Origin of the sequence: Desulfocicer vacuolatum DSM 3385, assembly GCF_900176365.1 — a bacterium.
GTDB lineage: Bacteria > Desulfobacterota > Desulfobacteria > Desulfobacterales > Desulfobacteraceae > Desulfocicer > Desulfocicer vacuolatum.
Map to the genome: position 1 here is coordinate 74,636 of NZ_FWXY01000015.1, position 16,483 is coordinate 91,118.

Genomic DNA, 16,483 nt, shown 5'->3' on the forward strand with positions numbered 1-16,483 from the left:
TTTGTTATTGATGTTATCGACCAAGGCCTTTGCCAACGAAAAAAGCCTGGATAATGTCAATAACGAAAGCCTGACCCTACCACGAAATGCGAACACCGAAAGTTGAGTTAAATAGGGGTTGATCATAAGCTGGGCCACTATACGTGAAATAAAATCTTATTGACTTCAAAGCGCTGCAATTACAGGTGTTAATTTTAACCTCTAAAATTTTATTACAAAATGGCCCATGTTATGACCAAGCCCGTTAAATAATTTAGAACGAGGCAATGACCTCAATATGGAGATAGTGTGATTACAGATCAACTAAATATTCCAAAACAAATCTGTAAACGTTGCATTCTGCCAGGAACATTTCCCGGCATTAAATTTAATGAGAATGGTTTGTGCAACCATTGCCAGAAACAGATAGACTCTTCTCAAACATCCAACACGTCAACAAAAAAAAGAAATTTCAGATATCGCCTTGATGCTCTGGTTCATGATTTAAAGGGAACAGCTCCTGTTTATGATATTATTGTGGCTTACAGCGGAGGTAAAGACTCTTCTTATATACTGAAACTTTTAAAAGAACAATACAACCTGCGCATTCTTGCCATGACCCTGGATAATCATTTTGTATCACCTGCTGCCATTGAAAACATTAAGGTCATAACAGACAAACTTGCCATCGACACCCTTATAATCAGACCTCCCTGGGCTGCAATAAAGCCGATGTTTAATCTGACTGCACAAAAAGATATTTTTTCAAAAACCACCCTCATGCGGGCATCCAGCATCTGTACTGCCTGTATAGGCATCGTTAAAAGCATTGTTCTGAAAACAGCCCTTGAAATGTCCATTCCTCTTGTTGGATATGGCTGGTCCCCGGGACAAGCTCCTATTCAGTCTGCCATATTAAAAACAAACCCCCAATTAATTCAGACCAATCAAAAAGTATTGATAAATTCTTTTCCCCTTGAATTAAAAGAAAAACTGAATCAATATTTTATACCAGATAGTTACTTCAAAACATTCAAAGAAAAGTTTCCCCACAACATTCACCCCCTGGCCTTTTTTGATTATGATGAAGACCATATAAAAAAAGAGCTTAAAAAAATGGGCTGGAAATCACCCGAAGATACAGACAGCAATTCATCCAACTGCCGAATCAATGCATATGCCAACCAGTGTCATATACTGCGCCATGGATTCCATCCCTATGTGTGGGAAATTGCCAACATGGTGCGCCAGAACATCATGACCCGGGAGCAAGGATTAATAAAAATATATTCTGATCAGAATAAAGAAATGGTAAGTTACGCAAAGGAAAAACTTCAACAATGAATGAAATCAAAAAAACAATCAGAAAATTTATTATTGAAAATTTTTTATTTGGAGAAGAGGACAATTTAAAGGGCGATACTTCTTTTCTTGAAGAAGGAATTATTGACAGCACTGGTGTTCTGGAGTTGATCGAATTTCTTGAAGAACAATTTGACATTACAGTTAAGGATGATGAGATCATCCCGGAAAACTTGGATTCATTAAATAATCTTGAAAAATTTTTAACAAGGGTGGAAGCCAAATAATCAATAATAACGACTTATTATTGATTATTTGGGGAACCAGTCCCCTAATCACCCAATGAAACGAGGGCACATTCCCATTTTCTCGGTTAAAAAATTTTGTCTTTTGATTCTGATAGCGGACAAGCCGAATTATACGCTACCCACATGAAACAGTGAAGGGTCACATTTATAAATAACCGACCTTTCGCTATCAGTTAGATCTGTTGAGCCGTCTTTCTCTTGAATCTATTTTAACGACAAATCTCTGGAAAGCTGCTATATCTTTTCTTCAGGCGGTTTACCAATTGCAGGATCCCAGTTGAAATGCCGCCAATACTCTTCAATCATCCCATCGATATCAACTGATCGGTTTTTGTTAGCACCTTCTGTCTGAGGCGGGTGCCCCACTGCCCGGGTATGGGGCCTGACAGATTGTGGGTCAATGCCATGCTTGAGATTAAACGCCTGTTTCATGCTCTGGAGACGATCGCCGATTTCCAGATATTCTTCAGGGGTTTTGTCCCATCCGGTAGCTGCGTTAAGCCATTCAAAAAAAGGCACCCGGTCGACCCCAATCTGCGCACCAAAAACACACCCGCCAGCACAGTTTAATATATTCATGAATTTACTACAGGCAGCCGCTTCAACGGCTTTATTTTCAGTTATCTTATATTTACTTTTCTTGCGGTATATCAGCCTGGGTCTGGGCAGGGACTTGTCTTTTTTCCAAAGGCGGTACATCTCATAATACAACTGGCTTCCGATGGTGTGCCTTCCTGGATTCGCTTCCACCGCATAGTGTAAAGCAAACCCCGGATCAAAACGGCTGTCGTGCATGGGCAGTTCCTGTCCACCGGCATGTACAGCATATTTCTCAGAGCTTTTTCCGATTTTCTCCGATGCTTTCTTGACGCCGTCTGCCAGGATGTCACCGATGCCTTCCCTGGCAATCATCTTGTCCAGCAAAGCCATAATAACGTCTGGATCTCCCCATTTCAGTTCCAGGCCGCCCGTGTCTTCTTTGGTTAATATGCCCATCTCATAGCATTCAATGGCAAACGCAATGGTTCCACCTGCAGAAATTGTATCCATTCCAGCCCGGTTGAGCCGATCATTCATTTGAAATACACTTTCCATGTTATCGTTTAAACAAAGACCGGAAAGTGCCATGATGGACTCATATTCCGGCTTATGGGTTTCGCCATTGGGAAATTTGCCTTTGCAAATGCCGCCACATCCCAATGGGCATGAAAAACAGCGATATTTTGAGACTTCACTTTCAATGATTTTATCCGGGTTGATCGCGTGGGATTGATCTTTTTTGAAATCAAGGTTAGAGCCGCCCCAGTTCTTTATGGGTGAATCACCGATTTCCACGGAATATTGGTTTGAAGCAATGGTTCCCCATTTTCGGAGCATACATTTCCAGAGCATACCGTCCATAGCCGTCTGAAACGGCAGCAAACGCAACAGTGCCCCCAGAATACGAAATCCGTTTCCAGAAAGAAGTCGGGGCTGAAACTGGACCCATTTATTACATTTTTTAGATAATTCATTAATCTTTTTCCGATTGTGGGGCGTAATTTTTTTCTTACCGTCTAAAACCACGGCCTTTAATTTTTTTGATCCCATAACAGCGCCGAGCCCGGACCGGGCGGCCATTCGTCCCCGGTCATTGCTGACACCGGAAATGCAGGACATTTTTTCACCAGCTGCCCCGATGCAGGCCACTCTGGGCTTGCTTTTTTTTTTGAGTTCAGCAATCAGGATTTCTTCGGTTTCAATGGCATCTTTTCCCCACAGATGGCTGGCATCTTTAAGTTCCGGCCTACCGTTTTTTATATACAGATATACCGGTTTTTCACTTATTCCTTTAAAAAAAATAGCATCAAATCCGCAACGTTTGATGGCCGGGGAAAAATTCCCTCCGCAGTTGGCTTCTCCGTAACCTCCGGTTAAAGGGGATTTACCCATCACCATCCAGCGTCCGGTGAACAAGCTTCCGGTGCCTGTCAGAAGCCCGGAAACAAATCCCAACATATTATCCGGTCCCAGAGGGTCGGCATCAGCAGGGATGTGATTGTACAGGATAAATCCTCCGAGACCTGCACCGGAAAGATATTTTTCATAAATTGAATCTGCTATTTCTTGTTCTTGAAATGTTGCGTCGGATAGGTTAACCATTAAAACTTTACCCATATAACCAGTCACACAATACCTCCTTTCCCATATTAATTTTACTAATTACCACTTATTCTTCGTGACTGTTATGCCATGCCGTCGGCTAACTTTGGGAAAAAAAGAGCGGTAATATTTTTTCACCATGTTTATCTATCCTTGCTTTTTTATGAATGTCTTGAAAACCCAAGGAGTGACATCATCATTTGTTATGGGCGAAGCGAGGTAAAACACCTAAATCGCCCATGGCGGTTATTGATATTTAAATTTTGGTAAATACGGCAAGCCGTTTCCAAATATTTTAACTGTTGGCTTTATTAACCCGAAGGGATTTTTTATTTACTTTCCCAACCGATGTCGTGGGCAATTCATCCATGAATTCAATTATTTTAGGCACTTTATAAGATGCCATTTTTTCTCTGGCAAACAAGATGAGTTCCTCACGAATCTTTTTATCAGCTTCGTTCTTCCAAGCCTCACTTTTCTTAACCACAAGTTTTACTATTTCACTATCCGGACGGTCCAAATTTGGGACTCCGACAAGGGCACAAACGCTGATCGCAGGATGATCGTAAAACTTGCCTTCTACTTCACTGGAATAAACTTTGTAGCCGCCAACATTAATCATGTCTTTTGCCCTATCAACTATATAAACATATCCGTTTTCATCCATACGTCCAACGTCTCCAGTATACATCCAAAGCCTATCATCAAGTTCCCTGAGTGTATTTCGTGTTTCATTTTCTTTGTTCAAATATTCCTGCATCACTGTGGGACCGCTTATGATCAGTTCTCCTTCCTGCCCTAAGGGAACCTCAGATTTACCCTCGTTTACATCAACTACTTTTAAGAGTATGTTGGATATAGGCAAACCTACGGATCCAATTTTTTTCTTTCCTTGGGCAGGATTAACAGTGATCATGGGACAAGTTTCGGTCATTCCCCAGACTTCGACAAGCTTTTTGGGACCGATAATCTGTTCAAGTTCCCTGATGCGGTCTTCGGGAAATGGTGCTGCACCGGAGATCCAATACCTGAGGTTGGAAAAATCCAAATTTTTAAAACCGTCATTTTCCATAAGCATGAAACTAAGGGAGGGAACATTGCCGATAACATGTGGATTCAAGGCATCTATGGCGTCGACAATAGCGTTTAAATCCCGGGGATTAGGAATGACCGCTTGAGTTACCCCAGAAATCATGGCACAGTTGGAAAAAAACAATCCAGCTATATGGAACATAGGAAACGCACTGAGCCAGGGACCTGTTTCGGATTCCAATTTCATATAATGTTTGAATATTGAAATATCGGCGACCATGTTTTTATGGGTCAAGACTGCACCCTTAGGCAATCCAGTGGTTCCGCCGGTATACTGGATAAAACAAGGAGCCTCCGGTGCCACATCCACAGGGGCGAAGGAAGCCGAATGTTGTTCCAGGAAACTCATAAACGAAAGCACATCCTTTCCGGACAGCGGTTTACCAGAAGGGTATTCGGTTATATTCGGTATAAAATCCATTGCACCAGCTACCAGGACCGTTTTTATACTCGTGGTTTTATCCGCCAAAGGCATGTACTTGGAATCAAACAAACCATCCAGCATAACAAGGACACTGGGCTTACAATCATTTAATTGATAGGCTATTTCATCCGGCATAAGCAGCGGCGACAGCCCTGATACCGTACAACCGGCCAAAAGAGATCCCACTATGGCAATATGATACTGTGGAATATTGGGCAGACAAACAGCCACACAATCCCCTTTACCAAATTTTTTTTCCTGGAGCCCTTTTGCAAATTTATATGATTTTTCCAAAAGTTCACCAAAAGTCATGGTTGTCCCCATGTAATAAAGGCAGTTTTTGCTTTCGTATGTTTTGCATGCTTTTACAAACCAGTCCCCTAATGTTATTTCTGGAATGTCGATTTCAGGCTTGACTCCCTCATCATACGATTTCAACCAAATTTCTTGGAAATATTTCATAGTGGTCTCCTTGTAAAAATTTCAGCAAATATTTACGTTTTTACTTTATTAGAAAATTTTAGTTCTGTAATCGTTTTTTTACCAAGATAGCTGCCAGGCGGAGAAGTAAAACGTATCACCCATCTGGCAGGTACCATATTTCGAAAACTTAATTTTTCATACTTTCTTTAACCAAAAGAAATTTTGCATCAATTTCATCTGTATCTGTATCCGTATCCGTTTTGACGTCTGTAGACTTGCACAGAAAAACCGCCAATGCCGGCAGAACCAATAATGCGCCAACCATATTCCAGACGAACATAAACATCAGCAGGATGCCCATATCTGCCTGAAACTTAATGGGAGAGAACACCCAGGTTGCCACCCCTACACCGAGGGTCACCCCGGTAAAAAACACTGCCCGACCGGTGGTTTTCAGGGTTTCGGCATAGGCCCGGTGCACGTCAAAGCCCAAATCCAGGTAATATTTCAGCTTGTTGTAAATATAAATGCCGTAATCTATACCGATCCCAACTCCCACCGCAATGACAGGCAATGTGGCAACCTTGATGCCGATTCCCAGCTTGGTCATGAGTGCCTCGCACAGAACCGAGGTTATATAAAGCGGGAAAACGATACAAATCGCCGCCCGCAGATCGCGGAACGTCACAAAACAAACAGTAATGACGACCAGGTAAACGACCCAGGTAATGAGCGTATTGGCCTTTTCCACTTCGATATTTGTGGCAGCATCAATGCCGGAGTTCCCTGCGGCAAGCAGGAAGCGCACCTCATCTGTGCTTACCTCACTGCTGAATTCTCTAACCACTTCTACAACCCGTTCCAGGGTTTCCGCTTTGTGGTCTGTGAGGTACACATTGATCGGGGCAAAATTGCACTTCTGGGTAACCCAATTTTCATAGAGCCCCTTGATCGACGCATACCGAAGAAACGTCTCATCACGTGGAATTGACCACATCTTCAGCGAGCCTTCGCTCATCCCGGCCAGATAGTTCTTGATAAAATTGGCCATGGACTCGGTTGACTGGACCCCGGGCGTGTTTTGCAATTTCCACTGCAAACGCTCCATGTTGATCAAGGTTTCATAGTCGGTACACTTGTCTTCGGGTGTTTCGACCATGACAACCAACAGGTCACTGCTGGTGGAATAGTTATTAATAATGTAGTCGTTATCCAGGTTGTACCTGGAATCCGCACGCAGTTCCGGTGCTCCCGCGTCGAGATCACCGATCTTAAGATCCGTGCGCACATAGGATGCACCGACAAACAACAAAAGCGCACTGAGGATCACCCCAATGGCGTAAGGGCGTTTGGTCACTTTGGCGATCAATGTCCAGAAGAGATTTTCCTTATCGTCCCTGTTAACGATTTTATGGACGGCTTTGCTGCTGATCCCGGCATAGCTCATCAGCACCGGCAACAGACACAGGTCGCACAGGGCCACGATGGCCACACCGAGGGTCGCCCCAATGGCAATGTCCCGGATAACACCGATGGCAATGATGAACAGGAGTGAAAACCCTATGCCATCGGTAAACAGAGCAGACAACCCGGGCAGATAGACTTGACGATAAGCCCGTCGTACCGCCATGAGTTTGCCATGCCCGTTGACCAGTTGTTGCACAATGGCATTGAACATTTGAATGCCGTGGCTGACACCGAGGGCAAACATCAGAAACGGCACCAGCATCGAGTAAGGGTTAAGTCCATAGCCGAGCAGTTGAAACAGCCCCATCTGCCAGACAACCGCCACAATGGACGAGACTGCGCGTATGAGTGTACTGCGCCAGCACTTTGAATTGTACCAGAGCAGACCCAGCAGAATGAGAAAGGCCGCAAGGAAAAAAAGACCCACGCGGGTGGCGCCGTCGATCAAGTCACCAACAATCTTGGCAAATCCAACAACATGGATTTTGATAGTGTCGCTCTGGAATTTTTCCCGCACCTGGGTTTCGAGATTGTGGCTGAATTCTTGGTAATCCAGCGGCTCAGAGGTCTGGGGATCGAGTCCATACAACGGCGCGATAATGGCCGTAGACTTGAAATCGTTTGCGATCAGAGAGCCGATCCGTCCGGAACGAAAAATATTGTTTCTCAATTCGTTAAGTGCCTCCGGAGAACCGTCAAACTTGTTGGGCATTACCGTACCGCCCTCAAAGCCCTCCTCTGTCACTTCGGTATAGCGGACAGCCGAAGCCCAGAGAGACTGAAGGTTTTGTCGATCCACCCCGTTTACAAAGAATACAGCGTCGTGAATGTCACGCAAGGTCAACATGTAATCTTTGGTAAAGATGTCGTCCTCCGTCGTCTCGACAACGACCCTCACCGTATTGGCCAGGCCCTTGAGGTCATCGGAGTGATTGTATGCGTTTTTGATAAACTCATGGTAAACAGGGATCATCCGCTCAAAACTGGCCACAGGCCTCAGCTTCATCATGTGAAAACCAAAATAAACGGTCAGGGCGGTAAAAATAAGTACCACCAACAAGCGGTTGCCGAAAACCAGCCGCTCTATAAACGGAACTTTATCCTGTTCAATTGCTGGATCGTTCTGTTTTTTCATATCAATTTACCTTTGCAGAAAAATCAGGATCAATAATGCGAGTGACACCACCGACACCGACTGTAATGAGAGAGCCATCATGCCCCAGAACAAAAGATGAGACGGATTTGCCAGCAACCCAAGACAACGCCGACAAGCGGGTACGGGCGTTGTTGGATACCATGAGGGATTTCGCGTATTGGGAGACGAGGATGCGTCCGTCACTGATGATCATTGCCGACGACATCGTCGTCTTTTGCTCCGTTTTTACAGTAGACCAGCTTTTGCCCCGGTCAAACGAAACAACAGCGTTCCCGCGCAGTCCGACCAGCATGATGCCGCTGGCGTCCCCGGTGAGTCCAAAGAATGTCCCATTGTAGGGCGTTTCAAGTCGTTCCCAGCTCTTGCCGCCGTCGAAGGATCGGCTGATAAATCCTTTCTCTCCGGCAAGAAACAGAGTATTGTCGATAAATGTAATTGCCATGAAATGGGAAGCATCGGGATTGTCGATTGATGGCGCCTCACTTGTCCAGGTCTTGCCACCGTCCAGTGTCTGAATAATCATCCCAAATGGCCCGACGGCGTACCCCTCCAGTTCATTGCGAAAACAGATATCAAAGAGTGCACGTGACGGCCCTTCCTCGGCAAAACCCATGGCATCCGAAAGCTGAAATTCCAGTTCTTCCAATTCAGCTTGCAGTCGGCCCCGTTCTTCTTTGGATGCACTGCCCAAGTGATCTTTCTTTTCCGACACAGCGGTTTTATACGCATCGACGAGGATCTGATTGACCTGGCGACCATCAAGCTGTTTTACCCATGTTTTTCCTGCGTCGCTGCTGAACAAAACAATGCCGGCATGCCCCGCCGCCCATCCTGCCTGCCCTCCTCCGGGAAAAACAACGGAGGTCAACAATACCCGAACCGGCACATCCGCCTGCTGCCAGCTCTGTCCGTTATCATCCGAATAGATAATGTGGCCCATTTCACCCACCGCAATGATCCTGTCCCCGGAAAACGTGATATCCAGCAATAAAGAGTTGGATGCAAGAGAAGAGTTGATCGCTGTAGATTCCATGGGATCTTCAAAGGCCCAGACATTTGTACAGAAGGCAAGCATTATTACCAGCAGCATACAGGCCTTGAGCTTACCGCCTGTTCGCGGCAACCAGACCCAATTTCCCATGTCGTCTGTTTTATCTGACCACATACACCAATTCCCCATTTTTATATTTTTCGATTTAAAATGGACTGCAGGACACATCAACGTTGATATGTACCCGCAGTCAGGAACTTATACCAATTATCTTCTGGCCCTTTTACGGAGCCCCTGCGGTGAGAAATACCCTTCCGGCAGCGAATCCAACACTTCCATCGGTTTTATGGATAGGTACCAAAGCGTGTATTCACCGGACAGATAATCCATCATTATCATCGGTCGAGACTGCGTGGTCTTAGAGCCACCGTAATCAAAATAAGTATTACCAAAAGATGTCCGCCAGAGATTCCCTTTGGCATCAAAGCGGTCTTGGATTGCTATGGTCCAGCTATCCTCATCGACGAAAAAGAGCCTTTTCGAATATATATGCCGTTCGTCCTCTTTGACGGTTCCTTCAAGCACCCAGGTCCTGTGGAGCTCCCAGCGCATTACCAGATCCGATTCAGGATAGCCCGGCGTGACGTCCTTTTCATCCAGCACGCCTCTCCCATAGGCAGAATCCAGGCTGTAGCAGTTATAGGGAATGTATATCTCTTTTTTGCCCAATATTTTCCAATTGTAGCGCTCTGGAGAGCCGTTGTACATGTATCCATCATCATAGGTAGTGATGGGCATATCCGGCGTATCAAAGCCAATGGTCGGTGCGCGGCGCACACGTCGCTGGCCGGGTATGTACTGCCATGCCTGGCGGGGGGTCTCACTGGCATTGAGAGCATCTTTGAGAACAATCCGTTCTCCTTTTCGACGCGAGGGGATCGTATAAAGGTTGGAGAAATAAACCAGGTAGTCATTACAATCGGTACCTTGTTTCTGGTAGTAGGGGAGGAATAGGATGGCTTCCGTGCCAAAGGTTTTCACCCCGGGAGAATTTTTGTACCCCGAGAAGCCAATGTTAGAAAACTTCATGCTGTCGCCCCAAAAGCGCATCAAAGTATTCTGGACCATTTCACCGCCTGACTGGGGGATGGGGAACGGGATACCGCCGCAGGCACCATTTACGCCATTGCCATTATCAACCAGTTCGGCATTGAGGGCATTATTGTACGTGTTCTCCTCGACCCAGTCAGGAAGTTTCACAACACGATGCGTGGGATAAATATCCATCTTCCAGTTCGGGTGCTTCTTTTCGAACATCATAATTTGACTGGGAGACAGCTTGTCAGCGTGCTGCTTGTAATTTTCAGTGGTGATGGTGAACAGCGGTTTTTCATCGGCAAAGGGATCGGGTAACCACTCACCTTTCTTGTGCGGCGGGGGGTTTTTGAGTCCGCCGGTCCACTCGGGAATGGTGCCGTCAGCGTTGCCGGCACGCTCTGCACCGACCGGTGTCAGGTCAACCTTCAACCTGGCCGCCTCTTCAGGACTTACTTTGGCGTGTGCAATCCCCAGAGATAATACTAACATGATGCAAACGATAACTGATATCATACGGTTCATTAATACGTCCTCCAAATTATTACGTGTTTAAACATCCTATCTCCATAAATCAGAACGAGTACTTAAAATTCATACTAATGTAGTCGCGGTCATTTTGGACATTGCTGTCATTGCCACCGAAAAAATTTACGTAGCCGACTTGAAACATGTATTTGGTGCGATACTCAAAGTCAAAAGTAATACCCATCTTGTGCTTATCTTCGACAAATGAAGCACCAAGAGCCGAATCACCATCAATCCCCATGGCAAGACTGATCGGAACGCTAATGTCCAGTGACGGCAGGACACTCTGCCATGTCGGCTTAAGCGTAAAAGAGAATCCCCAGGCAAATTTATCAGAAAACAGCTCGTCCTTATCCATGCCGATAACCTGGTCAGCACCCACCTCGGCAGAGAGATTTAGCTTATCCGTAAATGGATTGGGCCCGAACAGGTGAATGCAGGAAAGCGAGTAGTGGATGACTTCCGCCTCCTTGTAGGTTGGCAGCGCACCCACAACCTGCACCGGTACGTTTTCGCGATAAGCCACCTCACCGGAAACGTTGGTGTCACCGATAACCGTTCCAAAGCTTGCGGCCAGAAGATGGATATTTTCCGCATATTTCAGGTGGTAAGTCGATGGCCCATCGGGAATGCCATCACCAGTCAGGTCAACAAAGTCTCCCGCAACAACCATCGGCAGCTGGTCATGATAATTGATATAGTACAAGCCGAATTCGGTGCTGAAAAGGTTTTCCGCCAGGTAGCGCAGCGCCACACCCCACTGACCACTGTCGTTGGCATCTTCATCGACAACACGCTGTGCGGCAAAAGCGCCGGGGACAAGAATAAAACTTTCCCCACCTTCATCAAGTATATCGCTGGTTGAAAAATAACTACCCGCTGCATCGAGCCGATGCGGCTCCCACTCCCACTGGTAGTACCCCTCGATACTCAAAGTGTCCGTCAGATCAACCTGGGCGGTGACCTGTTCGACCGGCAAAAAGAGTTCTTTCAACTCGGCACCGGGCTGGTTGAAACCTGTGGCATCAATCGGCCCTTGGGAAGACATTACACCTCCGACCAGAAAGAGCGTTTCGCCCCAGTTCACCGCCTGCTGCCCCAGGCGCACACTGGCACTGCGTCCGGCGATATCAAATGAGCTGTAAAGGAAATAATCAAGCATTTCCGCTTTTTTTCCATGCCATTTTTCCGTGTCATTAGTAAACTCGTCAAAGGGTACAGACACGCTGTTGTTGGTAAGCGGAGAATTATGGTCATTATTCTGGTTATAGGCAAAATCATACCAGGCACGGGCACGGGCGAAGACACCCAGCGAATAAAACGACCCGACTTCTCCAAAGTTGAGATCACCCTCGGTAATTACATCGAATCGATTTTTAACCAGGCTGTACTGATCAAAGTTCCGGTTGCCATCATCCCCATTGGGATTTGCAATCAACTGGCCATCTGGATCCAGCAAACGTGATGCCACTGTGTATCGCATGGTCGTGTCCCAATCCAAGGTAAGATTGTCGCCGAATTCGAATTGCAATGCATACGAGCCTGAGGCTGTCGAAAGACAACACAGCAGCGCTCCTCCCAAACACAAGAATAACTTTTTAACTTCCTTCATCATTTAGACCTCCTTAGTGTAAATGGTTGTTGTCACAGAGGATACTTTCATATGCCCCACATTGATAAGTGGAATGTTGATGTTTTCCCAATTTAATATGGCGGCAAAAAATCTCGCAATCCGCATAATGGGTGGATTCAGCCCCCCCTAAAAGGGGCCTTTGAGTTAGAAAAAAACATTGGGACTATCTCAAATCAAGCTATAGTTATCTAATTTTTTTGGGGAGGTTGCAGATATACTGACGTGCAACTGCTTTATTAAGACCGACAGTGCTCACACAGTATCCACATGCTCAAAAACTCAAACCTGTTGTTTTTTACTGCCACCTTATACACTGTATTTTTCATACTCATTATTTTTATAGTTAGCAATGCAAAGAATATGCCGGACTCTATGAGCATACTCACACGCTGATAAAGATTTGCCTTGACAATATCCGTCAAATTCAATATAAAGTCTCATCCTATTTGACAATTCTTTTATATTTGACGGATATTAAGAGTTTTATTAATTCCTAACACAGCCCAGCTGAATAAATACCTTAACGAAATAAATTCTTGATAAATAACGTGAAAATATTTCTTAAGTAGCAAAATTCTGCTCTTCTTCTGAAGACAACCCGATATCGCAAAAACGAATGAGGCGTACCCATCAATGAGACGGAATGCATCCAATAATCCACAAGGAGACACCATGCAGGATTCACTCAACAACCTTCAGTTAAACGTGTTTAGTACGACTTCCGTGGATGAGGGATTTAGTCAGATCGGTAAATTTCTTAAAAAACATTTCCCCTTTGATATGTTGAATATTCCAATATACGATAGTGAAAAAGGTGTATTACACTACAAATGCATTTATTCAGAAGGACATGTTATGATGGTGGATGAGCCTGTCAAGCTATCTTCGAAAGCCAGACATGAAGTAGCACAGCTTCTGGAGAACACAACTCCTTATTATAATGATTCGGGTAAAAGCCAAGTTTTGAAAGAGGTAGCCGACTATATCGGCATTCCAGGCGTGTTCTCTACCATTGGTTTTTTATTGGGACATAAACCCGGGCGTTATTTACTCCTTGGTATAGTCTGTCTGGGAAAAAACCGTTACACACAAGCACATGTCCGGGCAGCAGCGGACATCGCCCCTGTTTTTTCAGGCATAATTAAATATTTATTCAACCTGATTGATGCGGTCAATTACCGTGAATCCCTGAGAACTGAAAATCAAGAATTAAAAAAAAGATTGGGATATTTAAAAGACGCCAGAATTATTGGTTCCAGTTCCGGCCTTCGGCGTGTTTTAACCCAGGTCACGAAGATTGCCCCCCTTCAAAGCCCGGTTCTTTTAATCGGAGAAACCGGCGTCGGAAAAGAGGTGATTGCCAATGCCATTCATCAGAGATCATCACGTTCAAATACGCCTCTCATCAGTCTCAATTGCGGAGCGATCCCTGAAAGCCTTCTGGATTCCGAGCTGTTTGGTTATGAAAAAGGTGCTTTTACCGGAGCCAATAAGTTAAAACGCGGATATTTTGAGCAGGCGAACGGCGGCACAATTTTTTTGGATGAAGTCGGAGAACTTTCTCTAATGGCTCAGGTTAAACTTCTGCGTATTATTCAAACCATGACACTCCAAAGGGTGGGTGGAGAAAGAAGCGTCTCCATAGACGTACGGATATTGGCAGCGACAAATCGAAATCTTGAATCCATGATCAATAGCGGGGAATTTAGGCAGGACCTATGGTTTCGCCTCAATGTTTTTCCTATAACCATTCCACCACTAAGGAAACGAAGGCAGGACATCCACTATCTGACCGAACACTTCATTCTAAACAAGTGCAACGAAATGAACATATCACCTATTCCGGCTTTAACACCGGATAATTTATCGAAACTCCAAATCTATGACTGGCCGGGAAATGTCAGAGAGTTGCAGAACGTTATCGAAAGAGCTCTGATTATCAGCCCAAAGGGGCAAATCGTTATTCCCAATTTATCTGAAACCTCAGACAAAACCTGCCAGGACACCGTTGCAACGGATAATTTTTATACTGATCGGTTTTTGACAATGAATGAAATGATGATCCAGCATATTGTTGAAAGCCTTAAAAGGTCCAAAGGTAAAATAGAAGGTTCTGGAGGGGCTGCAGAACTTTTAGACATGAACCCTTCCACGCTGAGGGGACGGATGAGAAAGCTTGGAATCCAGATCAATATGAACGTGAAATCAAACAGATGATCGGTTAAGGTTCACAGCTTTTTTCGACCATCTTTAGGCATGGGATGCGCGCGGCGATTTATCGGGCAAATGCCAATAACATCTCAGCAACAATGGCGGGTTCAGTGATGTATACCCAGTGCCCATGCTCGGGTAAATGGGTGACTCTAACTCCGAATTTTTCTGCAAAACCCTTGGGAATATAAGGGTCTTTGTCTCCCCAGATCACCTGTGAGGGGATTTGTTTAAGGGCAGCCCCAAGAGTTTCCTCCCAATTGTCAAAAATAAGATCGGGCTTTGCATATGCTCGATAAAACCGGATAACGGTTCTACGCATGATGGAATGCATGCGACTGTATGTATCATCCACAAACCACTCAGGAATATTCCCCCCACCCCGGTTCATGGTCCAGCGAACCACCGGTTTGTTTAAGGCCATCATTGCCAGCGAACCGATAATGGGTGTTTGCCAGATCCGGGCCCACTCGTGCCAGCGATAATCCTTTTGAAAAAACGTATTGGTAATAACAAGCCCCCGCACACGATGAGGGTTTTCCGTCACCCAGGGTAAAAAAGCCGGTCCGCCGATGTCATGAACGGCAACAACAATCTGTCCGTCAATTCCAAGGGCATTGAAAAATGCTTCCCACAACCGGCTCATCCCTGCAGGCCCCAAATCAAATTCATCGGGCAGTGGGTCAGAGTCTCCGAAACCGGGAAAATCCGGCGCAATAACGCGCACCTCATCCCCCAGCAACGCCATAACCCCATTCCAGCTGTGCCGTGTGTCCGGATTTCCATGCATTAAAAAAACGGGTTGCCCTTTTCCCTGGTCCGTATAGCTGATTTTTGTTCCAAAAATCTTTAAATCCATTTCTACCCTCAACTTTATCAATCATTGCCCCATCGGGAAAACCAGCTCACACTCTCATTTGTCAGTACGGCAGGGTTCTCCAATGGAATCCAGTGGCCTGCCCCTTTGATCCGGAGATACTGCCAGTCAGCTTCCATGTATTTCTCAGAATTTTTCATTTGCTCTTCTGTAAGGTAATCATCCCCATCGCTCCAAATACCCAAAACCGGTACACGACATCGGGGCCAGGGTTTTAACAACACATCGAGCAAATTAGCCCGATACAGATTTATCGATGCCGTCAACCGCCCAGGCCTGGACATTTCCTTGATCACCTCTTCACCTTTTGGGTGACTGGGCATCCATCGCTTAAAACCGCCATGAAGTAAATAATATTCTGCCATTCCGGAAGCCTGAAACCAAAGAACATAAAACCCTTTGATGAGCTTTTGGTATAAACCGGCTTTCCCGTAGCTCTGGGGATGCCCCACGGAAACGGCAAGCAGAGACTTGACCATATCCGGATAAAACAAGGCAAAACACCAGCCAGTGATGGCGCCCCAATCGTGACCCAATACATGAACAGGGCCTTTGATCTCCAACTCATTTAAAAGTCGCGGAATATCATTCACAAGATTTTCAATTTTATAGCAAGCACGTCCCGGGGGAGCATCTGTTCCGCCAAAGCCTCTCTGATCAAATGCAATGACTTTGTAACCTGCGGCGACCAGATCAGGAACCATTTTCGACCACATTTCCAGATTATCGGGAAAACCGTGCAACAGCAGCAGCGGGACCCCATGCCCCCGTACAAAAACACGAAAATTCAACTCACCGGCCTTAACAAACCTTATGCCATCTTTCATCATCGTTTTATCACAGTCCTTTATTTTT

Annotated in this window: 11 protein-coding genes; 3 read left to right on the plus strand and 8 right to left on the minus strand. The window is 45.5% G+C overall.

The features are described from left to right. The first annotated feature begins 288 nt into the window (after positions 1-288). Both B9A32_RS13855 and B9A32_RS13860 read left to right on the plus strand, forming a co-directional pair. Positions 289-1,323 carry an adenine nucleotide alpha hydrolase family protein gene (locus B9A32_RS13855; protein ID WP_084070044.1) on the plus strand — a complete coding sequence of 345 codons (1,035 nt, stop codon included), beginning with the start codon at positions 289-291 and terminating at the stop codon, positions 1,321-1,323. Continuing rightward, positions 1,320-1,568 (plus strand): acyl carrier protein, encoded by a 249-nt coding sequence (locus B9A32_RS13860; RefSeq protein WP_084070045.1) that lies wholly within the window; start codon positions 1,320-1,322, stop codon positions 1,566-1,568. The genes B9A32_RS13855 and B9A32_RS13860 overlap by 4 nt, the downstream gene beginning before the upstream one ends. 255 nt (positions 1,569-1,823) lie before the next feature. Here the strand turns inward: B9A32_RS13860 and B9A32_RS13865 are convergent, their stop codons facing one another. The 6 genes from B9A32_RS13865 to B9A32_RS13890 all read right to left on the minus strand — a co-directional run bounded on the left by B9A32_RS13865 (position 1,824) and on the right by B9A32_RS13890 (position 12,522). Continuing rightward, positions 1,824-3,758 carry an aldehyde ferredoxin oxidoreductase family protein gene (locus B9A32_RS13865; protein WP_139795832.1) on the minus strand — a complete coding sequence of 645 codons (1,935 nt, stop codon included), beginning with the start codon at positions 3,756-3,758 and terminating at the stop codon, positions 1,824-1,826. 268 nt (positions 3,759-4,026) lie between these two features. Further along, positions 4,027-5,709 carry an AMP-binding protein gene (locus B9A32_RS13870; protein WP_084070047.1) on the minus strand — a complete coding sequence of 561 codons (1,683 nt, stop codon included), beginning with the start codon at positions 5,707-5,709 and terminating at the stop codon, positions 4,027-4,029. A 148-nt stretch (positions 5,710-5,857) separates the two neighbouring features. After that, positions 5,858-8,272: an efflux RND transporter permease subunit gene (locus tag B9A32_RS13875; RefSeq protein ID WP_084070048.1), complete on the minus strand. Its 2,415-nt coding sequence runs from the start codon at positions 8,270-8,272 to the stop codon at positions 5,858-5,860. Between the two features lies 1 nt (position 8,273). Beyond that, positions 8,274-9,458: a WD40/YVTN/BNR-like repeat-containing protein gene (locus B9A32_RS13880; RefSeq protein ID WP_170923834.1), complete on the minus strand. Its 1,185-nt coding sequence runs from the start codon at positions 9,456-9,458 to the stop codon at positions 8,274-8,276. Between the two features lie 93 nt (positions 9,459-9,551). Beyond that, positions 9,552-10,904 carry a DUF1329 domain-containing protein gene (locus B9A32_RS13885; protein WP_084070050.1) on the minus strand — a complete coding sequence of 451 codons (1,353 nt, stop codon included), beginning with the start codon at positions 10,902-10,904 and terminating at the stop codon, positions 9,552-9,554. Between the two features lie 49 nt (positions 10,905-10,953). Next, positions 10,954-12,522 carry a DUF1302 domain-containing protein gene (locus B9A32_RS13890; protein WP_084070051.1) on the minus strand — a complete coding sequence of 523 codons (1,569 nt, stop codon included), beginning with the start codon at positions 12,520-12,522 and terminating at the stop codon, positions 10,954-10,956. A 690-nt stretch (positions 12,523-13,212) separates the two neighbouring features. Here B9A32_RS13890 and B9A32_RS13895 point away from each other — a divergent pair. Continuing rightward, positions 13,213-14,757 (plus strand): sigma-54 interaction domain-containing protein, encoded by a 1,545-nt coding sequence (locus B9A32_RS13895; protein ID WP_170923835.1) that lies wholly within the window; start codon positions 13,213-13,215, stop codon positions 14,755-14,757. Between the two features lie 58 nt (positions 14,758-14,815). Here the strand turns inward: B9A32_RS13895 and B9A32_RS13900 are convergent, their stop codons facing one another. Next, positions 14,816-15,610 (minus strand): alpha/beta fold hydrolase, encoded by a 795-nt coding sequence (locus tag B9A32_RS13900; RefSeq protein WP_139795834.1) that lies wholly within the window; start codon positions 15,608-15,610, stop codon positions 14,816-14,818. Positions 15,611-15,627: 17 nt separating this feature from the next. Next, complete coding sequence (locus tag B9A32_RS13905) at positions 15,628-16,458, minus strand: alpha/beta fold hydrolase (protein WP_084070054.1); 831 nt, start codon at positions 16,456-16,458, stop codon at positions 15,628-15,630. Between the last annotated feature and the right edge of the window lie 25 nt (positions 16,459-16,483).